The organism is Campylobacter aviculae (assembly GCF_005406215.1).
GTDB lineage: Bacteria > Campylobacterota > Campylobacteria > Campylobacterales > Campylobacteraceae > Campylobacter_D > Campylobacter_D aviculae.
Genome location: NZ_NXMA01000004.1, coordinates 1 through 24065, shown reverse-complemented (window position 1 = coordinate 24065; position 24065 = coordinate 1). Strand labels below are relative to the sequence as shown.

Here is a 24065-nt window from a genome sequence, read left to right as displayed (position 1 = left end):
ATGCAAAAAGAACCAATGAGTCAATTTGGATATGATAAATTAGTTGCTGAATTAAAAGACTTAAAAGACAATCAACGCCCAGCAGTTGTTATAGAAATCGATACTGCAAGAAGTCATGGAGATTTAAAAGAAAATGCAGAATACCACGCAGCAAGAGAAAAACAAGCCCTAATCGAAAGTCGCATAGCAGAACTTAGCGATTTACTAGCTCGTGCGCAAGTTATAGATCCTGCAAGTTATGAACACGATAGCGTAAAATTTGGATCTAGTGTTGTGATTATGGATTTAGACACTGAAAAAGAAAGCAAATACACTCTTGTTGGAATTTGTGAAGGAAATTTGGATAAAGGTTATATTTCCATTGCCTCACCTATAGCAAAGGCTATGCTTGGAAAAAAAGAAGGCGATGAATTTAAAGTTCGTTTGCCTAAAGGTGAAAGCGAATTTGAGATCGTTTCTATTAGTTATGAACCTTTGAAATTCTAAGGATGCAAGAATTAATCCTACAAGATAAGGCAATTTTAATTGCCGATGCCCATGAAAACAATCAACGAAGAGGTTTTTGGAAATTTTTACAAGCTTTGAAAAATAATGAAATTTCCACACCTCAACTCATCTTAATGGGCGATATTTTTGATCTGCTCATCGGAGAAATTTCTGCCACTCATGAATTTGCAAAACCTTATATTTATTTACTTGAAGAATTAGCACAAAAAATAGAAATAATCTACCTTGAAGGAAATCATGATTTTAATCTTTCTTGCTTTTTTGAAAAGGTAAAAATTTTTCCCATAAAAAAACAACCTTTAAAACTTAAATTGCATACAAGTGAAGTTAAAAATGAAAATTCCTATATTTTTTTAGCACATGGCGATATTTTTTTATCTCCTTGCCTACAATTTGCACTCAAAAGCCTTAGAAATCATTATTTACTTGTATTTTTAAACTGGATAAATCAAATCAGTTTTCACTCTATATCAAATAAAATTTTAAAAAATCAAAATCAAAAAAATCTATTTTATAAGATAAAAAATTTTGAAATTTTAGCTAATAAAAGATATCTAAAATATAATAATTTAGGTTCTTGGGTATGCGAAGGACATTATCATCAGAATTTTATTTTAAATGAAAAAAACATCAAATATTTCAACTTATCCAGTTTTGCACATAAGGAAAGTTTTTTTTTAGTAGAATACAAACAAGAAATTGAATTTCGAGAACAGAAATTGAGGGGTCAAAATGTTTGATGAAAATATCGTGAAAACGGGTTCAAATGAAATGGAGCTTGTCGATTTCCGTATCTTTAAGCAAGGACAAGATAAGATTTATGAAGGAATTTATGGGGTAAATGTCTCTAAAGTTAGAGAAATTATCAAAATTCCAACTCTTACAGAACTTCCTGGGGTACCTGATTATATCGAAGGGATCTTTGATCTTCGTGGTATAGTTATTCCAGTAGTTAATCTTGCTAAATGGATGCAAATCACCGAGCCAGAAAGTGCCATGTTAAAGCCTAGAGTTATTATTACCGAATTTAGTAATATTCTTATAGGTTTCATCGTTCATGAAGCAAAAAGAATTCGTCGTATCAACTGGAGAGATATAGAGCCAGCGACTTTTTCAGCAGGTTCTGGTGCTTTAGATAGAGGTAAAATTACTGGAGTTACACGTATAGAAAATGACGAAGTATTATTGATACTCGATCTAGAAAGCGTTATAGAAGAACTAGGAATTTATTCACCTAAAACTGAAGTAGACTATAAGTTAGAACAATTTAATGGAACTGCACTCATTTTAGATGATAGTTTAACAGCTAGAAAACGCGTAAAAGATATGATGCAACAATTGGGTCTACAAGTTATCGAAGCTAAAGATGGTATTGAAGGTTTAAATAAACTTGAAGAACTTAGCCAAATTTATGGTGAAAATTTATGTAGTGTTTTAAAAATTATAATTAGCGACGTTGAAATGCCGCAAATGGATGGTTTCCATTTTGCAGCACGTCTTAAAGAAGATATAAGATTTAAAGATATTCCTATTGTCTTTAACTCATCATTATCTAATGAATTTATGAATGAAAAAGGTGTTAAAGAAGCTGGCGGAGAAGGTTATTTGGTTAAATTTAACGCTAGTGATTTCTTTAGTGAAGTAACTAAAGTCTTAAAAAGACACCAATCACAAGAACAGGGGTAAAATATGGAAGATATGCAAGAAATACTTGAAGACTTTTTAGTTGAGGCTTTTGAGCTAGTTGAGCAAATCGACCATGATTTGGTAGAACTTGAATCGAATCCAGAAGATTTAGAATTACTCAATAGAATTTTCCGTGTTGCACACACCGTAAAAGGTTCATCAAGCTTCTTAAATTTTGATGTTTTGACAAAATTAACTCATCACATGGAAGATGTTTTAAATAAAGCAAGACACGGAGAATTAAAAATCACTCCAGATATTATGGATGTTGTTTTAGAATCAATTGACAGAATGAAAACATTGCTTAATTCTATCCGAGACAATGGTAATGATACTGCCATAGGTATGGATATAGAGCCAATTTGTACAAGATTAACCGCTATTTCTGAAGGAGAATCTCCAAGTGGCGGTGAAACAAAACCAGAGCAACAAGCACCAGCTGAAGCTCCTAAAGAAGTAGAAGCTCCTGCACCAGAACCAGAAGTAGATGTAAATCAATTAAGTGATTCTGAAGTAGAAGCTGAAATTGAAAGATTGCTAAAAGTAAGAAAAGCGGAAGATCAAGCACGTCGTGCTCAGAAAAAGCAAAATCCTACTCCATCTAAACAGCCAACAAAAACTGAAGGTGGTGAAAAAAAGGTTCCAGCATCAAGTAGTGGTGGTGGTATGGATCAAACCATTCGTGTTGAAGTTAAAAGATTAGATCACTTGATGAACTTAATCGGGGAGCTAGTTCTTGGTAAAAACCGCTTACTTAAAATTTATGATGATGTTGAAGAGCGTTATGAAGGTGAAAAATTCCTTGAAGAGCTCAATCAAGTTGTAAGCCAACTTAGTATTATCACAACTGATGTTCAATTGGCGGTTATGAAAACTAGGATGCAACCTATTGCGAAAGTTTTCAATAAATTCCCAAGAGTTGTTCGTGACTTAAGTCGTGAGCTTGGCAAACAAATAGAGCTAGAAATTTCTGGTGAAGAAACAGAACTTGATAAATCTATCGTTGAAGAAATTGGCGATCCTATCATGCACATGATTAGAAATTCTTGCGATCATGGAGTAGAAGATCCGGCAACTCGTGTAGCTAATGGTAAGCCTGAAAAAGGTATCGTTCAGCTTAAAGCCTATAATGAAGGAAATCATATAGTTGTTGAAATTACCGATGATGGTAAAGGACTTGATCCAAATGGCTTAAAAGCAAAAGCTATAGAGAAAAATTTGATCACAGAAAGAGAAGCGGATCAAATGACAGACAAAGAAGCTTTTGCACTTATTTTCAAACCAGGTTTTTCAACTGCAGCTAAGGTTACCAATGTTTCTGGACGTGGCGTTGGAATGGACGTTGTTAAAACCAATATTGAAAAACTCAATGGTGTGATTGAAATTGATAGCGAATTAGGTAAAGGAAGTACCTTTAAACTTAAAATTCCTCTTACTTTGGCTATTATCCAATCCTTGCTTGTTGGAACTCAAGAAGAATTTTATGCTATTCCATTGGCAAGCGTTCTTGAAACCGTTAGAGTGCCAGTTGATGATATTTATACCATTGAAGGTAAAAATGTATTACGCTTAAGAGATGAAGTTTTATCTCTTGTGAGACTTTCTGATGTATTTGGTGTTAAACAAGTACTTGAAAGTGGCGATCAAACCTATGTTGTAGTTATCGGTGTGGCTGAAAGTAAGCTTGGTATTATAGTAGATACACTCGTAGGACAAGAAGAAATTGTTATCAAGTCTATGGGAGAATACTTACAAAATATCCAAGGTATAGCCGGAGCTACAATACGTGGTGATGGTAGAGTAACACTGATCATCGATGTGGGTGCTATGATGGATATGGCTAAAGAAATCAAAGTTGATATTAAAGCCCAACTTGAAGCTAGTTCCAAAAAAGTGAAAGAACAACCGAGTGATTATAAAGTTTTAATCGTAGATGATTCTAAAATGGATAGAACTTTAATGCAAAAAGCATTAGAACCACTTGGAGTAAGCTTGATCGAAGCAACCAATGGAGCCGAAGCGCTTAATATTGTAAAATCTGGCGAGCATGATATTGATGCTATGCTTATAGATATTGAAATGCCAAGAATGGATGGTTATACCTTAGCGGCTGAAATTAGAAAATATTCTAAATATCGCAATTTACCACTTATAGCTGTAACCTCTAGAACAAGCAAAACAGATCGCTTAAGAGGGGTGGAAGTAGGTATGACTGAATATATTACAAAACCTTATTCTCCAGAATATTTGGAAAATGTGGTGAGAAAAAATTTAAAACTAGGATAAGAATATGAGTAATGAAAAATTAGAGCAAATATTGCAAAAACAGCAAACTCAGATAGCTGGTCCTGATATCGATCAAAAAGAAGATGATATTATTCAACTTGTTGGATTTGTGGTTGGAGATGAAGAATATGCTATTCCAATCCTCAATATTCAAGAAATCATTAAGCCTATAGAATATACAAGGGTTCCAAGTGTGCCTGATTATGTTCTAGGCGTGTTTAATATGCGTGGTAATGTTATGCCGCTTATTGACTTAGCACAGCGTTTTCATTTGGGTAGTTCAAAAATGACTCCTCAAACTCGTTATATTGTTTTAAGAGGCTCAACTGATGCGGGTAGCAATGCTTCTGGAAATGCAGGCTTTGTTATAGATAGATTAACTGAAGCTATTAAAATTCACAGAAACCGTATTGATCCACCGCCTGAAACTTTACTTAAAGAAAAAGGTATGATTTACGGTATAGGAAAAAGGGATGAAAATATCTTGACTATCTTAAAGGTTGAAGCCTTACTTAAACGTGAATTTTAATGATTAAGCTTTGTGTTTTTGACTTTGATTCTACCTTAATGGATGGTGAAACCATAGATATTTTGGCTGATTCTTATGGAGTGGGTGATAAAGTGAGAAATATCACTCACAATTCCACCGATCTTGATTTCTTTGAAGCATCACTTCAAAAAGTATCTTATCTAAAAGGTATGTCTTATACAAAAGTTTTAGAAATCGGAAAAAAACTTCCTTTAATGAATGGGGCTTACGAGCTTTGTGAATTTTTAAAATCTAAAAATATACTTTTGATTATTTGTAGTGGTGGCTTTTATGAGGGCATTAATCCGGCAATGGAAAAACTTGGCTTTAATATAGCTTTTGCAAATCATTTACATCAAAAAAACGGCTTACTTACAGGACTTGTAAGTGGAGAAATAATGTTTTTAAATTCCAAAGGACTCATGCTTCAAAAACTCAAAAAAATACTTCATTTAAAAAGTGAAGAAATTATGTGTGTTGGGGATGGTTTTAATGATATCGCTATGTTTGAAGAAAGTGGCTTAAAAATTGCATTCTGTGCCAATGAGCTTTTGCAATCTAAAGCTGATATTTGCATAAATAAAAAAGATTTAAAAGAAATAATAAAGGCAATATAATGAAAAAATTTTCTTTATGGTGTGATTTTATTGAAAACACTTTCTTAGATCATGATTTTCTAAATTTATTATCCCTTGGGGTTAATGGTGCAACTTCTAATCCGGCGATTTTTAAAAATGCTATTTTAACTTCTCCTATTTACAAAAATAAAATTGCTGCTTTAAAAGACAGCAAAGCAAAAGAAATTTACGAAGAACTTGCTATTTATGATATCAAAAAGGCTGCTGATAAACTTGCTCCTTTATTTTATCAAAAAAATGATGGTTTTATCAGTATAGAAATAGATCCAAGACTTTATGATAATACTGCTTTAAGTTTAGGGGAAGCAAAAAGACTTTATACAGCCATTGCTAAAGAAAATGTTATGATTAAAATCCCAGCAACCAAAGCTTCTTATGAAGTCATGTATGAACTTATGAAAAATGGTATCAATGTAAATGCGACACTGATTTTTTCACAAGAACAAAATAAACAATGCTTTGAAGCTCTCAATCAAGGTTTAATAGAATTTAGAAAATCTCAAGCCCATTTAAAAGGAAATCTAAACACTCCAAAAGCTGTGATCAGCATCTTTGTGAGTCGTTTTGATAGACTCTTAAACCCAAAAACAAAAAAACAAAATCGTATAGGTATCTTAAATGCGAATTTAGCTTATAATTACATTGTAAGTCAAAATGAACCTAACATCCGTGCACTTTTTGCTAGCACTGGAGTAAAGGGTGATGATCTGCCAAAAGATTATTATATCAAAGAACTTCTTTTTGAAAATAGCGTAAATACCGCTCCACTTGATGCTATCAAGGCATTTGATTGGAAATATGATTTTAAAAAGCCACTAAATGACGCAGAAATTAAAACACAACTTGATCAAATAATCGCAGAAGATGAATTGAAACAATCTTATGATATTTTATTACAAGAAGGTTTAGAGCAATTTTGCATAGCTTTTGAAGAAATTTTAAAAACTTTATCGGATTTTTAACTTTTTGCTCCCTCTGATTTTTAATATTTTAGAGGGAGTGCTTTCAAAAAAAACTTTATCTAAAATCACATCAGCTACACTTTTAGCCCAAATTTCATCAAATTTCTTTCCATGTTTATTTGCAGAACTCGAGTAAAAAAAACCATTTTGAGATAAAAATTCAGCATGCTTACAATCTTTAACAATACGGATGGCTTGATTATTAGGATAAATAAAAGTAGTTTTCTTAGCACGACGCACCAAATTTTTAAAACCTTTTGGCACCCTTGTAAGATTTTGTAACTCGCTAAATTTTGCTGAAGTAATAAGACAAGGCTTATTCTTAACTCTGCCTTTTAAGGTATTAATTTCTTCTAAATTTTTACTTAAAAAACCAGCCGTTGTATCTGTTTGCGCTAAATAGATCATAAAATATTTTAAATTTTTAAATGCTCTTGCAAGCTTTTTATTTCCAAATAAGTTTTTCCTTGTATAGCTTTGATCGATTTAGCACCCGCTAAAGCGGAACGCAAATTTGTGAAATACGGGATTTTAAAGCGTATGATATTTTCACGGATTTTTTTAGTATCTCCTTGAAAACTATGACTATCACTTGTATTAATCACTAGATTAATTTCGCCATTTTTTAATTTATCCTCAACATTTGGACGACCTTCGGAAATTTTATACACAAGCTCACAATCAAAGCCATTCGCTTGTATTTCTTTACAAGTTCCACTCGTTGCCATTAATTTAAAGCCTAATTTAGTATATTCTGCAGCCATTTTTTTAGCATACTTTTTATCTTTTTCTTTTAAAGAAATAAACACAACTCCGCTTTCTGGCAAAGGATTAAAAGATGCGATTTGACTTTTTGCAAAAGAATTAGCAAAATCTTTACTAATTCCCATTACTTCACCCGTAGAACGCATTTCAGGCCCAAGTTCTAAATCACTACCGCTTAGTTTTGCAAACGGAAAAACCGCTTCTTTTACGCTAACATATTTTAAAGCTTTAGGTTGTAAAATTTTGCGTTTAAAATCAACAATCTTAAAACGATCATAAAATTTTAAAGCTTCTTTTAGATCGCCTTGCCACATAACACGTGTTGCAACTTTAGCTAAAGGAAGGCCTGTGGCTTTACTGACAAAAGGCACAGTTCGACTCGCTCTAGGATTAACTTCTATGATATAAAGTTCATTATTGTAAATAGCAAATTGGATATTTAAAAGTCCAACAACACCCAAATTTAAAGCTATATCTGCTGTTTTTTCTGCAATTAAATTTTGCATTTTTTCATCTATATTGCAAGGCGGCAAAGAACAAGCACTATCACCAGAATGAACTCCTGCTTCTTGGATATGCTCCATAATTCCAGCAATATAGACATCTTTTCCATCGCAAATTGCATCCACATCAATTTCTGTAGCATTGTCTAAATACTGATCAATTAAAACCGGGCTTTTATCACTTACGCTTACTGCTTCTTGCATATAAATTCGAAGTTCGGATTCATTGCTCACTACACGCATGGCTCTACCACCCAAAACATAACTTGGACGAACTAAAACCGGATAACCAATTTCACTCGCTTTTAGCACTGCTTCTTCTACGGTAATTGCTGTCGAATTTTTAGGCTGATTAATGCCTATTTTTTCAATAAATTGGGCAAATTTTTTCCTATCTTCAGCCATATCAATCACTCTTGCATTTGTGCCTATAATTTTTGCACCAAAAGCACTGAGACGCTTAGCGAATTTTAATGGGGTTTGACCGCCAAAATGCACAATAATTCCATCAGGTTTTTCTCGCTCAATCACAGCTCTTAAATGTTCAAAATCAATAGGTTCAAAATATAAAATATCACTCGTATCATAATCAGTTGAAACAGTTTCTGGATTACAATTATACATAATGGTTTTTATGCCCATATCTTTTAAGGCAAAAGAAGCATGCACGCAAGCATAATCAAATTCTATCCCTTGCCCTATACGATTTGGCCCACCTCCTATAATCATAACTTTTTTTTCTTTTTTGTCTCTTGATTCTTGCTTACTTTGAGTTAATTCACTCACATTGATGCTAGAATAAAAATAAGGAGTTAAGGCTTTAAATTCACCTGCACAAGTATCTACTTCACTAAATTCTGCTATGATTTTATGTTTCATTCTTGCATAATAAATATCATTTTGACTGAGTTCTAAATTATCTTTTAAATTAACTTGCAAGGCGATCATCTTATCAGAAAAGCCCATAGTTTTTGCTTTTCTTAAAAGGGATTTATCATTTAAAATATCCATATCGATTTGTTTTTCAAAATCTACAATTTCTTTAATTTGAGCTAAAAACCAAGGATCTATACTGCTTAACTCATAAAGCTCTTCTATATCAAATCCTTCTCTAAAAGCTTGTGCAACATAAAGCAATCTTTTTTCATTAGGGTTGCGAATTTTAAATATAAGATCGTTTTTATCTTCAAATTTAACCTCATCAAATCCACTTAAAGATCGCTCTAAAGAACAAAGTGCTTTTTGAATACTCTCTTTAAAAGTGCGGCCTATAGCCATCACTTCACCCACGCTTTTCATTGCTGTGCCTAGGGTTGTGTTTGCATTTGGAAATTTTTCAAAAGTAAAACGAGGAATTTTTGTAACAATATAATCAAGCACAGGCTCAAAACTAGCCGGAGTTCCTGTAATATCATTTTTTATCTCATCTAAAGTAAAACCAACTGCTAAAAGAGTGGCTACTTTTGCTATAGGATATCCCGTTGCCTTGCTTGCTAAAGCACTCGATCTTGAAACCCTTGGATTCATTTCTATCACTATCATTCTACCATTTTTTGGATTGACGGCAAATTGCACATTTGAACCGCCAGTATCCACTCCAATTTCGCGCAAAATAGCAAAAGAGGCATTTCGCATAACTTGATATTCTTTATCAGTTAAAGTAAGGGCAGGTGCCACGGTAATACTATCGCCCGTATGCACCCCCATAGGATCAAGATTTTCTATACTGCAAACAATAATACAATTATCATTTTTATCGCGTATAACCTCCATCTCATATTCTTTCCATCCAAGCAAACTTTCTTCTATAAGAATTTCATGTATAGGAGATAAAGCTAAGGCCATATTAGCAAGTTCTTTAAATTCATCCATATTATAAACAACGCCACTTCCAGCTCCACCTAAAGTATAAGAAGCACGGATCATTAAAGGAAAACCAATTTCATCAACAGCTTTTAAGGCCTCATCATAATTATACGCATACATCGATTTTGGTAAATCCATACCAATTTTTTTCATACACTCTTTAAAAACTTGACGATCTTCACCCTTTTTAATTGCTTCAGGATTAGCCCCTAAAAATTTCACATCCCCTAAAAGTCCACTTTCATAAACTTCCATTGCAACATTAAGCGCTACTTGCCCACCCATGGTAGGTAAAATGGCATCGACTTTTTCTTTTCTAATAATATTTAAAATATTTTCTTTTGTAATAGGTTCTATATAAGTTGCATCTGCAAATTCTGGATCTGTCATAATAGTTGCAGGATTGGAGTTGATGAGTATAATACGATAACCTAGTTCTTTTAAAGTTTTAGCCGCTTGAGTACCAGAATAATCAAACTCGCAAGCTTGACCTATCACAATAGGTCCACTTCCTATAAGTAAAATATTTTTTATATCAGTTCGTTTTGGCATAAATTCTTCCTAGATATCGTAATTTAGCCTTATTATAACAAATTTTACTTTGAGTTTTAATTTAATTTTTTAAATTTCTCAAAGAAAAAACTTTAATTATATACTATCTACCATATAAAGATAAGCTGAGATATTGATTTGGGCATAAGGTTTTACTTCGACACTTTGATAAATATCTCCGTCGCTAATTTTACTCACTACGCCAACAGGAACATCAGAAAAAAAGATATTGTCAAGACCACTAGTTAAAATTTCATCACCAATATTGATTTTTGCCCATTTTGGAATAAATTTAACCATAACTTTTCCATTTTCCCCTTGTACGAGTCCAGGAGCCTTAATTTTTCCTATATATACAGCAAAAACACATTGCTCATCTCCTTGTAAGATTGCCATAGCTCTAGAATCTTTATTGATAGCAATACCAGCGGTATATCCTTGATAAATTAAACCTCTATTTTTATTAGGAGGAACTTTAACAAAATCAAGCCATAATTTTTTATAATCATTTAATTGCACGTAAGAAATAGCTCTAGTTAAAGAAACTTGAGGTAAATATTTGGTTGAATTTTTATCTTCTAAAATTCGGTTGAGTTGATTGGCAAAAGTTGTAGTTAAGGCTGCCATATATTCTAATTCTTGATTCCTGGCTTTTAATTTCTCGATTTGTTCTACCTGATTAAAGTGCTTAGAAACTGTTTGAACAATGAAATCTTTAGCTCCATAAAATTCTTCTATAACCACATCATTAACTAAAAGAACGTTTTTTTTAATCAATCCTCCATAATAAAAAGATAAAAATATTAAAAAAAATAAAATGAGAACAAAAATAAGCTTATTCTTCATTCGTTAATTGTTGCAATAATGAAATTTCTTCCAATGCTTTACCCGTTCCTTTAGCTACAGCCAAAAGCGGTTCATCAGCAATATATATTGGCAAACGTACTATTTCAGATAAATATTTATCAAGCCCACGGATTAAAGCTCCGCCTCCTGTTAAAACAACACCATTTTCTACAATATCACTTGCTAAATCAGGCGGCATCATTTCAAGAACCATTTTTAAGGCATCCGCTATTTCTTTAAGTTGTTCTTTCATTGCTTCTCTTACATCTTCGCTTGTAAGCTCCACACGGCTCAAAAGTCCAGTTACTTGATCACGGCCTTTTACTACCATAGAAAGTTCTTTTGGAAGCTGAATAGCTGATCCTATTGTAATCTTTATCTCCTCTCCCGTTCTTTCCCCGATAATTAAATTGTATTTTTCTTTAACATAATTTACAATACTCATATCCAATTTATCACCGGCTGTTCTGATTGACTTTGAAATTACAAGTCCGCCTAAAGAAATTACCCCTATTTCTGTCGTTCCACCACCAATATCTACAACCAAATTGCCCTTAGGTTCTTGTATAGGTAAATTTGCTCCTATAGCTGCTGCCATAGGCTCTTCTATCAAAAATACCTCTCTAGCTCCAGCACTTAAAGCACTTTCTCTAACCGCTTTTCTTTCTACTTGAGTTAAGCCATAGGGAACTGAAATGATAATTCTAGGACGCAAAAAAGATTTTCTTCTATGCGTTTTTTCTATAAAATATCGAATCATTTTTTCAGTGATATCAAAATCCGCTATAACTCCATCTTTCATTGGACGAATTGCTTCTATATTTCCTGGAGTTTTTCCTACCATGTCTTTAGCTTCTTTTCCTACGGCTAAAATTTTAGCTTTAGCTCCATATTTTTCACGTTCAACCGCAACAACAGAAGGTTCATTAATCACAATACCTTTATCTTTTACTAAAATAAGAGTATTTGCTGTTCCAAGATCTATACCCATATCACTTGAAAAAAATCCTATAAGTTGGTCTAAAATCATTTTCTCCCTTTATATTAACTTATTTTCTTTTTAATCAATAACGCCCTTGCATTATCTCGCACCACTTCTTTGGTGATAATAATATCATAATTTTTATATTCTGGTAATTCAAACATTAAATCCACCATCATTTCTTCTATGATACTCCTAAGTCCTCTCGCACCCGTCTTTCTTTCCAAAGCTAATTTAGCAATTTCTCTTAAAGCTTCATCTTCAAATTTTAAATTCACGCTATCTATAGCAAAAAGCTTTTGATATTGTTTAACAATAGCATTTTTCGGCTCGGTTAAAATCCTTACCATATCATCTTCGTTTAACTCATTTAAAGATGCTATAATATGCAAACGCCCAATTAACTCGGGTATAAGTCCAAAATGCACTAAATCATCTGGTTCTATTTTTTCAAGTAAAGCCTTTTTTTCTTCTTGTGTGTTATCAAAAAATCCCACAACCTTATCACCTAATTTACGTTTTAGTATAACTTCAAGTCCATCAAAAGCTCCACCGCATACAAATAAAATATTTGAAGTATCTATTTGAATAAAATCTTGATTTGGATGTTTTCTTCCGCCTTTTGGAGGAATATTTACAAGACTTCCTTCTATGATTTTAAGTAAGGCTTGCTGTACACCCTCTCCGCTTACATCCCTAGTTATAGATCGATTTTCGCTCATTCTAGCAATTTTATCAATTTCATCTATAAAGACTATACCTTTTTGAGCACGTTCAACATCTCCATCAGCAGCTTGTAAAAGACGTGTAAGTATATTTTCAACATCTTCACCAACATAACCTGCTTCAGTTAAAGAAGTTGCATCACAAATTGCTATAGGTACATCTAAAAACTTTGCTAAAGTCTGTGCAAGCAAGGTTTTACCACTTCCAGTTGGACCCACGAGTAAAATATTGGATTTAAAAAGTTCCGTATCATCAGAAGCTAATTCTGATCTAAATAATCTTTTGTAATGATTATACACTCCTACACTGAAAACTTTTTTAGCTCTTTCTTGTCCAATCACATAACGATCAAGATATTCTTTTAAAATTTTTGGCGTAATATTCTTAAAGTCTATATTGTAATCTTTTTGAGGTTCTTGATAATCCTTTTCTTCACCAAAAATAATACTATAGGCCCCCTCAACACAACATTCACAAATAAAAGAATCGTCGCTCTCATTAGCCAAAATTCTTCTTTGTGGATTTTCAAATTCATTACAAAAACTACATTTTCTAGGCATTATTTTTACCCCTATATACCGGAATACCCCGTTTTGTAGTTAAAATAAAATCACACATTTTTTTAACATTTTCACTTTGACAATTATCTAGCAATTGTTTAGCATTTTCTTTTAAATCCCCTTGTCTGAATAAAAATTTAAAAGCCTTATTAAGATTATCCACTTCCTCTTTTTCGAATCGACGACGAATTCCTACCAAATTTAAACTTCTGATACTTGCACGATTTCCTTCAGCCAAACAAAAAGGAACAATGTCTTGAGATAACGCACTAGCACCCGCAATCATGCAACTTTCTCCTACTTTTACAAATTGGTGAATAGGAGTTAATCCCCCAACAACAGCAAAGTCTCCAAGTTCCACATGACCTGCTAAGGTTGCGTTATTGGCTAAAATTATATTATGACCTAAAATGCAATCATGTGCAATATGACAATAAGCCATAATAAAAGCATTATCTCCTATACGTGTAAAACCATCTCCTTTTATTGTACCTGAATTAATAGTTACAAATTCTCTTATGGTTGCATTTTTACCTATAATAACGCCACTTTTTTGCTCATCTTTATAAGAAATATCTTGGGGAATATCACCCACAATGGCATAAGAAAAAATTCTAGAATGATCCCCTATAGTAGTGTCTGAAAGAATTCTAGCTCCCTGTTTTATGGTAACATTATTTCCTATTTTTGCTTCTTTGCTTACGTAAGCATAGGCTTCAATGGTAACATCTTCACCAAGAATTGCACCTTCTTCTACCACTGCACTAGGATGAATTTTTGCCATTACTTATCCACGATCATAGCTTTAAGTTCGGCCTCTGCGACTAAATTTCCATCCACAAAAGCTTGACCTTTAAAAACCCACATATTGCCACGATTTTTAACAACACTCATTTCATAATCAAGTCGATCTCCGGGCCTTACTGGATTTCTAAACTTAGCTCCATCAATTCCTGTAAAATAAACAACTTTGCTTTTAGGATCTACTTTATCATCCATACTCTCAAAAGCTAAAACTCCACCCGTTTGTGCCATACCTTCTAAAATTAAAACACCTGGATAAATAGGATGACCCGGAAAATGTCCTACAAAAACAGGATCGCTTATGCTAATATTCTTATAACCTCGAACAATCTCTTTATTTTTCAATTCTGTGATTCTATCAACTAACAAAAAAGGATAACGATGGGGTAAAATTTCTTGAATTTGCATTACGTCTATCATAATCATTTATAACCTTGAAAAACAATTAAAAACTAAATTATATAAAAAAATCATTAAAAATTACATTAATTATTATACAATAAATTTCAGTTTCAATTTAAAATCTTTTTTAAATCCGCTTTTGCAAAGGATTTTAAATCTCTATAAGGGATTTCAAAAAAATCCAAACTTCTATCCGCTTCGCTTAATAAATCTCTTAAATCAATATAAAGCCTGTCTTTTTTAAAAACAACTGCTTGCTCTAAAAGATTGAAAGAGTGTTCATCTTTTTGAAAATAATCTACATGGATAAAATCATCTCTATTGGCTTTCTTAAAATAGACTTGAAGTTTTTTTCGCATAAAGGTTCTAAATTTTTCACCATCCTTAACAACGTCTTTTAAAAAATAAGTTTTAATTTTTTTATTTTTTAAATCAAAAGCAAAACCTTTTTGATAAAAGCTAGGATGTGCTGCAGAGCTATAGCTAAAATCAACAAAATACTCAAAAAATATCAAATCCTTATCGATATAAGAAACTTTTAAATTGGAGTTAAAATATTTACCATAATAATTGTTTTTATCTTGCTTTAAAAACATTTTTTTATCTTGCAAAAGTAATTGAATTGATTTTTCCATAGAAATATCATTTAGCTTATCATTTAACCTATCATTTTCAAAATTTCCTAAAGACAGATTTAAATCTGGAAAAAATATAAGATTATTTTTATAAGATTGTATCGCTTTTTCTTTTTGTAAATTTGTAAAAGTTTTTTCACCCTTGGTTAAAATAATTTGCAAAGAACAAATGTTCCATAAGCATTGATTTTTTTGATTTTCTATTAAATCATACCCTTTATCGTTTAATTTAAAACCATAAGTTTTAATTTCATAATTTTTTGCATAAAGACCACAAATTAAAGATATTAATAAAAACCATTTTTTCATTTTATATATCTCCTTTAACCAGTTTTTCTTTTATATCAAAATAAATTTCACTTTTTGCTATAATTTCATACCTTGCAGGCAAAATTTTTTCAAGCACAATAATAGGTGAAAGATCATAAGCTCCAAAAAGTTTATTTCTCCACTTGATTTCCTCTTCTACCTTCAAAGGATACTTTAAAAAATCTTCGAAATCTTTCCATTTATTTTTAAAATAAGAATTAAAATTTTGAAATTCTATAAAAAGTATTTCATCTTTTGTGCTTTTATAAAAACCTTTTTTTAAATTTTTATTTAAAGAATTTTCATCTAAGGAAAAACGCGTATAAGAATTTTTAAAATGAGAATAAAATAAAATATGGCATTTAGTTGGCTTTTTGTTAAGCTTTATTAGAGCGCTTAAAAGACGATAATTTAAAAATTTTTGTCTCACAATATCAAATTTTTTTCCTTTTCTTTCAAGCATTGTAATTTTTTTATAAAGAGCAATTCTAGCTTCTATACTTCCAGGTAAAATTTGTCTATTTATCGGAGACATCAGTTCATCAATAAAATTTTTATCTTGCTTTTGTTTTTTCAGTCCATAAATACACCCACAATAATTTTGATGATAAAGTTTTTGCTCCTTAGCCAAAGCAAATTGTCTTTGCGTTCCTCCATTTTTACGAAAATCTGGAGCTAAAAATTCTATTCCGTAAGGCTCGCATTCTTTTTGTAAAGCATTTTTTAATTGTTCTAAATCTTTTTTTGGACTTGTCAAAAGTGTAGTTGTGAGTTTTTTTTGTCCTAACTTTGCAGCAAATTCAACGCTAGATCCCATTCTTAGATCAAAACAAATTTCACACCTTGCACCCTTTTCTGGCTCATCTTCAAATCCACGCACAGCATTAAGCCATTTTTCATATTCATACTCGCCCTTATAAAGTTTAATTTTAAGCTTCTCACAACTTCTTTTAACATCTAAAAATCGCAATTCATATTCACTTAAAGGATGGATATTAGGATCATAAAAATAAGCTATAATTTCTTCTTTAGGATAAGCTTTTCTTAATTCTTCTATAAAATAATGGCTATCCACACTACAACAAATATGCACTAACATTAAAGGCTTTCAAGCACTTTTAAAGCATGATCCTTTACACGAACATTGCTATAAATTTGTGCGATTTTTCCATTTTCATCGATCACAAAAGTTGAACGAATAATGCCTTCATATTCTTTGCCATAATTTTTTTTAAGTCCCCAAGCCCCATAAAGTTTTGCCACCTCCTTTTCATTATCGCTTAATAAAATATGTTTTAAACCAAATTTAGAGATAAATTTTTCATGACTTGAGGTGCTATCCGGACTTACTCCTAAAATCACAGCATTTTTGTCACTAAAACGATCATAATTTTCACTAAAATCACAAGCTTCTGTTGTACAACCTGGAGTATTATCTTTTGGATAAAAATACAAAATCACTTTTTTTCCGATAAAATCTTTGAGTGCTATTTTAATCCCATCTTGATTTAAAAGCTCAAATTCGGGAGCTTTGTCTCCTATTTTTAAATCACTCATTTTGCAGCCTTTGCTTTAATTTGCTCTACACTCTCTCCGCCAAATCCTATATCATAATTTTCCACATCTTCTATTACTACAACCACTCTTTCTTTATTTTTATTATACTTTGTGCTTAAAAGATGAGTTACATCGGCTATAAGTTCAGCTTTTTTCTCCTTACTTAATGCAGGTTTAGCTAATTTTATATTTACAATTGGCATTTTTTCTCCTTGATTTTAGTTTTTTGTAATTATTTCAAAAATTTAACAAAGATGGTATTAATTTTTGAAAATTTTTTAGTTACTTTTTTCAAACAAAATTGTTATAAAAAAATCAATTCCTTAAAAATTTATAAATTTCGTTATAGTTAAAAGTCTATCATTAATTTACTTTTGATACAATTAAGAGTTTTATTAAAACAAAAAATTAATTTAAACACAAGGTCAAAAATGATCTCAGCAGATAAAATTTGGATGGATGGAAAATTAGTTGATTTTAAAGACGCGACTTTACATTTTTTAACTCACTCCTTGCATTATGGTAATGCTGTTTTTGAAGGAACTAGAGCTTATAAAACTGATAAGGGCTTAGCAATTTTTAGACTTGAAGATCACACTAGAAGACTTTTAGAGTCTGCAAAAATCACTCTTTTAGACTGTCCTTTTTCTCAAAAAGAGCTTGAGAAAGCACAAATTGATCTTTTAAAAGCAAATGGATTTAAAAACAATGTTTATATTCGTCCTTTAATTTTCTTAGGAGATGGAGTTATGGGCTTATATCATGCTAAAGCTCCTGTTAGGGTTGGTATAGCTGCTTGGGAATGGGGTGCTTATCTTGGTGAAGAAAGTTTGGAAAAAGGTATAAAAGTAAAAATTTCATCCTTTATGAGAAATAGTGTGAAATCTTGCATGGGTAAAGCTAAGGCAAGTGCAAATTATCTTAATTCGCAAATTGCAAAATTTGAAGCTATTGAAGCAGGATATGAAGAAGCTTTAATGCTTGATGAGGAAGGTTTTATCGCGGAAGGAACGGGTGAATGCTTTTTTATGATAAAAGATGGGATTTTAATCACACCTCCAAATGATTTTTCTCTAAAAAGCATCACACAAGATACGGTACTTAAAATTTCTCAAGATTTAGGTATCACCACTCTTCGTCAAAGAATTTCAAGAGATGAAGCTTACACTGCTGATGAAGCATTTTTTACTGGAACAGCCGCTGAAATCACTCCAATTAATAATATTGATGCAAGAATAATAGGCAGTGGTTTAAGAGGTTCTATAACCAAAAAAATTCAAGACGCTTATTTTGATATAGTTTATGGGCGTAATCAAAAATACACATCTATGCTAACTTATATTTAGAAAGGAAAAAAATGCCAGCTGATTTAAATGATTATTTTAACAAAAAAAATGGAAATTCCAATGAAAATAATAATCACAAAAATTTCAATTTCAAATCACCTGAATTCAATTTTAAGGGGTTTGGTAAATTTTCTCCACTGATTTATACTATTTTAGTACTTATATTATTTATTACTATTGCTAAACCTTTTGCAATAGTTAATTCTGGGGAAATGGGTATCAAATCAACTACTGGTAAATACAACCCTACTCCTTTAAGTCCAGGTCTTCATTTTTTCTTACCTTTTGTACAAAAAATTACTATCATTGACACAAGAATAAGACAAATCAATTACGCATCTTTTGAAGGAGCCAATGAAAATCTAACTTCAGGATCAGGAGTTATTAATAAAAATAGTATTTCTGTTTTAGACTCAAGAGGACTTCCTGTTTCTATAGATGTAACCGTTCAATATCGCTTAAATCCTTCTCAAGTACCACAAACTATAGCAACTTGGAGTTTAAACTGGGAAAATAAAATTATTGATCCAGTTGTAAGAGATATTGTGAGAAGTGTTGTAGGAAAATATACAGCTGAAGAATTGCCGACTAATCGTAATACCATAGCAGCTCAAATCGAAGAAGGTATAAGAAGAACTATAGCCACTCAACCTAATGAACCTGTAGAACTTCGTGCTGTTCAATTAAGAGAAATCATTCTACCTTCAAAAGTCAAAGAACAAATTGAACGTGTCCAAATCGCTAAACAAGAGGCTGAAAGAACAAAATATGAAGTTGAAAGGGCTAATCAAGAGGCATTGAAAAAAGCAGCTTTAGCTGAAGGTGAAGCGAATGCAACAATCATAAGTGCTAAAGGTAAAGCTATGGCTGTTAAGATTGAGGCCGATGCTCAAGCTTATTCTAATAAAGAAATTGCCAATAGTCTAAATAACTCTTTGCTAAATTTAAAACAAATAGAGACGCAAAAAGAATTCAATGAAGCTTTAAAAATTAATAAGGATGCTAAAATTTTTCTAACTCCAGGCGGTGCAGTTCCAAATATCTGGGTAGATACAAAGGATGCTAAAAAACAAAGTGCAGCAAATTTTAATTAAAAATTAAGGAAAAATAATTTGGAAAAAATAAAAGAAATTGTGCTTTTCTACGCTACACACCTTTACTTAGTAGATTATATGCTCATTTTGCTTGTTTTTTTCCTTTTTGTTTGTGTTACTCTTCTGTGTGTTTTTTTGCGTCATAGACCTGTTATAGCGCTTTTTATTATTGCCATCAATTTAATCTTATGTTTTGTAATTTATATTTTTGGATATAAGCTTATAGATTATGAGGTAAGAAATAGAAAAATAGCTATCATAGAACAGAGAATAATAAAAACCTCCGGAGATTTAATAGTCGATTTTAACATAACTAATACCTCAAAAAATAATTTTAAAGAATGCAAAATCACTGCTAAAGTTTTTAAAAGCATACTGCCGCAAGACAATATCATCAATAAATATAAAAACCAATTGATACCTTTTAGAATAAAAAGTCAAAAACTTAAAGATTTGAAAAAAAATACAACACAATTTCAAAGAATTGCTTTCGAGAATTTTGATTATGACAATAACTATACTATAGGTTTATCTTCGGAGTGCTTTTAATGCAACTTACTATTTATCATTTTTTGGCTTTTATTATTTTAATCGTTTGTTTTGTTTTGATTTGTATTTTAATTTTTTTAAAAATCAAACAAAGAGAAATAGCCTTAACAGCTTATACCATAACAACTGTTTTTACAGCACTTTTAATTTATTCTATTTTTTTAACCATCAATCAATTTACTACTCAAGCTAAAATTAGCAATCTAGTCTACACAAGAGATTTAAGAAATGAAAGTGTTATAGTTACAGGAAAAGTTCAAAATTTAACCAAATTCGATATTCGAAAATGCTATTTGATGCTAAATATATTTAACAAACAACACGTAAGTGGTGAGATTTTTAGCGATAAAAATATACGTAATGCTAAAATGAAAAACATAAGCGTTTCTTATACTATAGAAATTATAGACAAACTTCCTGGGAGCACCTATAAAGAATTTTCAGCAAAAGTTCCCTTTCCTCCAAGTTTTAATAATGCTGAATTTTATCATACCTTAAAATGTATTTAACTTCTTTAATAATCATTAATTTAAATAAAAATTTATAACCAAAAATTTAATCAATTGATTTTTTATTTAAAAATTATAAACCTCGATTTTATCATACTTAAAAAAGCTTGAATTTTAATGTAATAATAAATACTTTTTAATTATTTTATTTTAAAAATTTTTTAATTATAATAATTTACTCGAAAAAATTCACTACATTTTAAGAAAGGATTTTATTATGTTTAAATCTCTAAGCATTGGTACGAAACTGATCTTATTTACAGCAATAAGTATTGTTTTAGGATTAGCTATTATGATTGCTTTTATATCTTTTCAAGTTTCTTCAAATATGGGATATCAAGCTGAAGAATCTGTTAAGTTAGCTTCAAAAAGATACGTAAATTATATGGAAGGTTCATTAAATGAGCCTATAATGCTATCTAGAGCGGTTGGTATGTCTATAACAGATTCCATAAAAGATGATGGTTTTATTGACATGAATATTCTAACAAATCTTGTTAAGGATACTTTAGATGGTAGTATGCATACTACATACGCCTTCTTATATTTAAATGATCCTTCTGTGATATCAGGTGGCGATAAAGAAAAATTTATGTGCAAAGATGGTGTTTTTTCAATGGTATTAAACGATACAACTCCAGGAGTTACTGGTGGTATTAAAATTATACGCCTTGACAATGCTTATCAAGAAATTCCCGTTTTGGAAACAATTCAACAGCAAGCTAATGCAAATAATCCTAAAGTTGCATTTGGCAAAGCTACTAAATTAAATTTTGGAAACGGAGAATTTATAGGTATAAATTTTGCTATGCCGCTTTTTAATAAAACTGGAAAATACATTGGAGCAATAGGATTTTCTTTAGAATTTTCAGAAATGGCAAAAGTTTTACTCGATCCATCTTTGGATTTTCATAAAGGAGATCAAAGAATACTATTATCAAATGATGCTGAATTTGTAATACATGAAAATCCTAAAGCACTTTTGCAAAAATTAGATGAATATAATCATGCTCCTACTGCAAAAACTATTGCAGAAGCTGTAAGATCAAATAAAGATTTATTATTAGATAATTTTCTAACTTCAACAGGATTTGAAAGCTATGCTTCTGTAGTATCTTTTAGTACGATAAATAATTCAAGTCACTGGAGCATACTAGTAACAACTCCTAAAGCATCTGTTTTGGCCCCTTTATATAAACTTCAATTTGCAATAATAATAGTAGCAATTGTATTTTTATTTATTATCTTAGCAATTATTTACATCTGTGTTAGGAAATTAGTAACTGTAAGAATTGGAACTACACTTCATTCTTTGGAAAATTTCTTCCTTTTCTTAAATCATAAAAGAAATGATGTCAAAACTATAGAAGTTCATAATAATGATGAATTGGGACAAATGGGAAAAATCATCAATGAAAACATCCTTGCAACCAAACAAGGTTTAGAACAAGATAACCAAGCTGTAAAAGAATCAGTCTCTACGGTTCAAGTTGTAGAAAGAGGAGATTTAACTGCAAGAATTACTGCAAATCCAAGAAATCCTCAACTTGTAGAACTTAAAAACGTTTTAAATAAACTCTTAGATGTTTTACAAACTAAAGTAGGTTCTGATATGAATGCTATTCATAAAATCTTTGAAGAATATAAGAGCTTAGACTTTAGAAATAAATTAGAAAATGCTAGTGGTAGTGTTGAAGTAACTACTAATGCTTTAGGTGAAGAAATCATTAAAATGTTAAAACAAAGTTCTGAATTTGCTAATCACTTAGCAAGTGAAAGTTCTAAATTACAAAATGCTGTTCAAAACCTAACTAGTTCTTCTAATTCTCAAGCAGCTTCTTTAGAAGAAACAGCTGCTGCTTTAGAAGAAATCACTTCTTCTATGCAAAATGTTTCAGTTAAAACTAGTGATGTTATCACTCAATCTGAAGAAATTAAAAACGTTACAAGTATTATTGGAGATATTGCAGATCAAATCAATCTCTTAGCCTTAAATGCTGCTATAGAAGCGGCACGTGCAGGAGAACACGGAAGAGGATTTGCGGTTGTGGCTGATGAAGTTAGAAAACTAGCAGAAAGAACTCAAAAATCATTATCTGAAATAGAAGCTAATACAAATTTATTAGTTCAATCTATCAATGATATGGCAGAATCTATTAAAGAACAAACTGCAGGTATTACTCAAATCAATGAGAGTGTAGCTCAAATTGATCAAACTACTAAAGACAATGTAGAAATTGCTAATGAATCAGCTATCATTTCTAATACAGTTAGTGATATAGCTAATAATATATTAGAAGATGTGAAGAAGAAAAAGTTTTAAAGAACTTTTAATCACTCAATAACTAGCTTAAGAAAGCTAGTTATTTGATCTTATGTTATCATTTTATATATTTTTATTAAGGAAAATATATGAATTTGTGGTAACATTATTTTTTAATTGATTAATAAAATTTAATTTAGTTAAATACCAAAATCATCAAAACTCAATTTTATACCTCACCCTTACTTCAATAAATATGCTAATTTAATTATCAATACTATAAAACTTTTAAAGTGATAAATTATATAAAATCGCTTTTCAAATCAAAGTATTAATCAATTAAAATCAGTTTAATCAATTAATAACAATCAATCCTTTTATTATTTAATTACTAGGATAATTAGGATAATTATATAAAAAAATAATCTTATTAAGAAAGATAAATTGTATTAAAAAGATAATCTTATAAATAAATAATCTATAACAAAAAACAATCATAAATAAAAACAATCTAATCATACAAGTAAAGATAATAATCAAGTAATAATATAAAAAAGTAAAGATAATTATCAAAGATTTATTCAATGATAATTATCCAATAAAGTTATTAAAGAAGAATAATCATTAATGATTTAAAGATAATGATTAAAGAAAAAGTTCTTTAAAACTTTTTCTTCTTAACATCTTCTAAGATATTATTAGCTATATCACTAACTGTATTAGAAATGATAGCTGATTCATTAGCAATTTCTACATTGTCTTTAGTGGTTTGATCAATAGTAGCTACACTCTCATTGATTTGAGTAATACCTGCAGTTTGTTCTTTAATAGATTCTGCCATATCATTGATAGATTGAACTAATAAATTTGTATTAGCTTCTATTTCACTCAATGATTTTTGAGTTCTTTCTGCTAGTTTTCTAACTTCATCAGCCACAACAGCAAATCCTCGTCCGTGTTCTCCTGCACGTGCAGCTTCTATAGCAGCATTTAATGCTAAAAGATTGATTTGATCTGCAATATCTCCAATAATACCTGTAACGTTTTTAATCTCTTCTGATTGAGTGATAACATCACTAGTCTTTACAGAAACATTTTGCATAGAAGAAGTAATCTCTTCTAAAGCAGCAGCAGTTTCTTCTAAAGAAGCTGCTTGAGAATTAGAAGAGCTAGTTAGGTTTTGAACAGC

The 24065-nt window shown here is 30.9% G+C and carries 24 protein-coding genes; 12 read left to right on the top strand and 12 right to left on the bottom strand.

What is annotated here, in order from left to right:
* Genes greA through CQA76_RS02625 form a run of 7 tightly spaced genes read left to right on the top strand, consistent with a single transcriptional unit; the run spans position 1 to position 6608 of the window.
* Entirely contained in the window at positions 1-486 is a 486-nt protein-coding gene (gene greA / locus CQA76_RS02655; RefSeq protein ID WP_137621905.1) for a transcription elongation factor GreA, read from the top strand.
* A gap of 2 nt (positions 487-488) precedes the next feature.
* Positions 489-1247, top strand: a complete 759-nt coding sequence (locus tag CQA76_RS02650; protein WP_332307576.1) for a UDP-2,3-diacylglucosamine diphosphatase — start codon at positions 489-491, stop codon at positions 1245-1247.
* Positions 1240-2193 carry a chemotaxis protein gene (locus CQA76_RS02645; RefSeq protein ID WP_137621904.1) on the top strand — a complete coding sequence of 318 codons (954 nt, stop codon included), beginning with the start codon at positions 1240-1242 and terminating at the stop codon, positions 2191-2193. Before CQA76_RS02650 ends, CQA76_RS02645 begins: the two co-directional genes overlap by 8 nt.
* 3 nt (positions 2194-2196) lie before the next feature.
* Entirely contained in the window at positions 2197-4479 is a 2283-nt protein-coding gene (locus tag CQA76_RS02640; RefSeq protein ID WP_137621903.1) for a hybrid sensor histidine kinase/response regulator, read from the top strand.
* 4 nt (positions 4480-4483) lie between these two features.
* Positions 4484-5008 (top strand): chemotaxis protein CheW, encoded by a 525-nt coding sequence (locus CQA76_RS02635; protein WP_137621902.1) that lies wholly within the window; start codon positions 4484-4486, stop codon positions 5006-5008.
* Complete coding sequence (gene serB, locus CQA76_RS02630) at positions 5008-5625, top strand: phosphoserine phosphatase SerB (RefSeq protein ID WP_137621901.1); 618 nt, start codon at positions 5008-5010, stop codon at positions 5623-5625. The genes CQA76_RS02635 and serB overlap by 1 nt, the downstream gene beginning before the upstream one ends.
* A complete protein-coding gene (locus tag CQA76_RS02625; protein ID WP_137621900.1) occupies positions 5625-6608 on the top strand; it encodes a transaldolase in 984 nt (327 codons plus the stop codon). The genes serB and CQA76_RS02625 overlap by 1 nt, the downstream gene beginning before the upstream one ends.
* Here the strand turns inward: CQA76_RS02625 and CQA76_RS02620 are convergent.
* The 11 genes from CQA76_RS02620 to CQA76_RS02570 form a co-directional block, all read right to left on the bottom strand.
* Positions 6594-7016, bottom strand: a complete 423-nt coding sequence (locus tag CQA76_RS02620; RefSeq protein ID WP_137621899.1) for a Sua5 YciO YrdC YwlC family protein — start codon at positions 7014-7016, stop codon at positions 6594-6596. The genes CQA76_RS02625 and CQA76_RS02620 overlap by 15 nt on opposite strands.
* 8 nt (positions 7017-7024) lie before the next feature.
* Complete coding sequence (carB, locus tag CQA76_RS02615) at positions 7025-10294, bottom strand: carbamoyl-phosphate synthase large subunit (RefSeq protein WP_137621898.1); 3270 nt, start codon at positions 10292-10294, stop codon at positions 7025-7027.
* 96 nt (positions 10295-10390) lie between these two features.
* Positions 10391-11140: a rod shape-determining protein MreC gene (mreC, locus tag CQA76_RS02610; protein ID WP_137621897.1), complete on the bottom strand. Its 750-nt coding sequence runs from the start codon at positions 11138-11140 to the stop codon at positions 10391-10393.
* Positions 11130-12170: a rod shape-determining protein gene (locus tag CQA76_RS02605; protein ID WP_137621896.1), complete on the bottom strand. Its 1041-nt coding sequence runs from the start codon at positions 12168-12170 to the stop codon at positions 11130-11132. The genes mreC and CQA76_RS02605 overlap by 11 nt, the downstream gene beginning before the upstream one ends.
* 14 nt (positions 12171-12184) lie before the next feature.
* Positions 12185-13408, bottom strand: coding sequence for an ATP-dependent Clp protease ATP-binding subunit ClpX (gene clpX / locus CQA76_RS02600; RefSeq protein ID WP_137621895.1), 1224 nt, complete (start codon positions 13406-13408; stop codon positions 12185-12187).
* The gene (gene lpxA / locus CQA76_RS02595; protein WP_137621894.1) at positions 13401-14192 is read right to left on the bottom strand and encodes an acyl-ACP--UDP-N-acetylglucosamine O-acyltransferase; all 792 of its coding nucleotides are present in this window, start codon (positions 14190-14192) and stop codon (positions 13401-13403) included. The genes clpX and lpxA overlap by 8 nt, the downstream gene beginning before the upstream one ends.
* Positions 14192-14632: a 3-hydroxyacyl-ACP dehydratase FabZ gene (gene fabZ / locus CQA76_RS02590; RefSeq protein WP_137622045.1), complete on the bottom strand. Its 441-nt coding sequence runs from the start codon at positions 14630-14632 to the stop codon at positions 14192-14194. The genes lpxA and fabZ overlap by 1 nt, the downstream gene beginning before the upstream one ends.
* A 92-nt stretch (positions 14633-14724) precedes the next feature.
* Positions 14725-15558: a hypothetical protein gene (locus tag CQA76_RS02585; RefSeq protein ID WP_137621893.1), complete on the bottom strand. Its 834-nt coding sequence runs from the start codon at positions 15556-15558 to the stop codon at positions 14725-14727.
* A 1-nt stretch (position 15559) separates the two neighbouring features.
* Complete coding sequence (locus tag CQA76_RS02580; RefSeq protein ID WP_137621892.1) at positions 15560-16657, bottom strand: epoxyqueuosine reductase QueH; 1098 nt, start codon at positions 16655-16657, stop codon at positions 15560-15562.
* Entirely contained in the window at positions 16657-17115 is a 459-nt protein-coding gene (gene bcp, locus CQA76_RS02575) for a thioredoxin-dependent thiol peroxidase (protein WP_137621891.1), read from the bottom strand. Before bcp ends, CQA76_RS02580 begins: the two co-directional genes overlap by 1 nt.
* The gene (locus CQA76_RS02570; RefSeq protein ID WP_137621890.1) at positions 17112-17318 is read right to left on the bottom strand and encodes a tautomerase family protein; all 207 of its coding nucleotides are present in this window, start codon (positions 17316-17318) and stop codon (positions 17112-17114) included. The genes bcp and CQA76_RS02570 overlap by 4 nt, the downstream gene beginning before the upstream one ends.
* 228 nt (positions 17319-17546) lie before the next feature.
* Between CQA76_RS02570 and ilvE the strand changes: the two genes are divergently transcribed.
* From ilvE to CQA76_RS02545, 5 genes are all read left to right on the top strand, one after another.
* Positions 17547-18461, top strand: a complete 915-nt coding sequence (gene ilvE, locus CQA76_RS02565; protein WP_137621889.1) for a branched-chain-amino-acid transaminase — start codon at positions 17547-17549, stop codon at positions 18459-18461.
* Between the two features lie 11 nt (positions 18462-18472).
* Positions 18473-19555, top strand: a complete 1083-nt coding sequence (locus CQA76_RS02560) for a prohibitin family protein (protein WP_137621888.1) — start codon at positions 18473-18475, stop codon at positions 19553-19555.
* A gap of 18 nt (positions 19556-19573) precedes the next feature.
* Complete coding sequence (locus tag CQA76_RS02555; protein WP_137621887.1) at positions 19574-20104, top strand: DUF2393 family protein; 531 nt, start codon at positions 19574-19576, stop codon at positions 20102-20104.
* On the top strand, positions 20104-20613 hold the full coding sequence (locus tag CQA76_RS02550) for a DUF2393 family protein (RefSeq protein WP_137621886.1): 510 nt from the start codon (positions 20104-20106) through the stop codon (positions 20611-20613). Before CQA76_RS02555 ends, CQA76_RS02550 begins: the two co-directional genes overlap by 1 nt.
* Before the next feature lie 217 nt (positions 20614-20830).
* Complete coding sequence (locus CQA76_RS02545) at positions 20831-22936, top strand: methyl-accepting chemotaxis protein (RefSeq protein WP_137621885.1); 2106 nt, start codon at positions 20831-20833, stop codon at positions 22934-22936.
* Positions 22937-23537: 601 nt separating this feature from the next.
* On the opposite strand, the gene CQA76_RS02540 is transcribed toward CQA76_RS02545, so the two are convergent.
* On the bottom strand, positions 23538-24065 hold a 528-nt coding region (locus tag CQA76_RS02540; RefSeq protein WP_232364883.1), incomplete at its 5' end, for a methyl-accepting chemotaxis protein.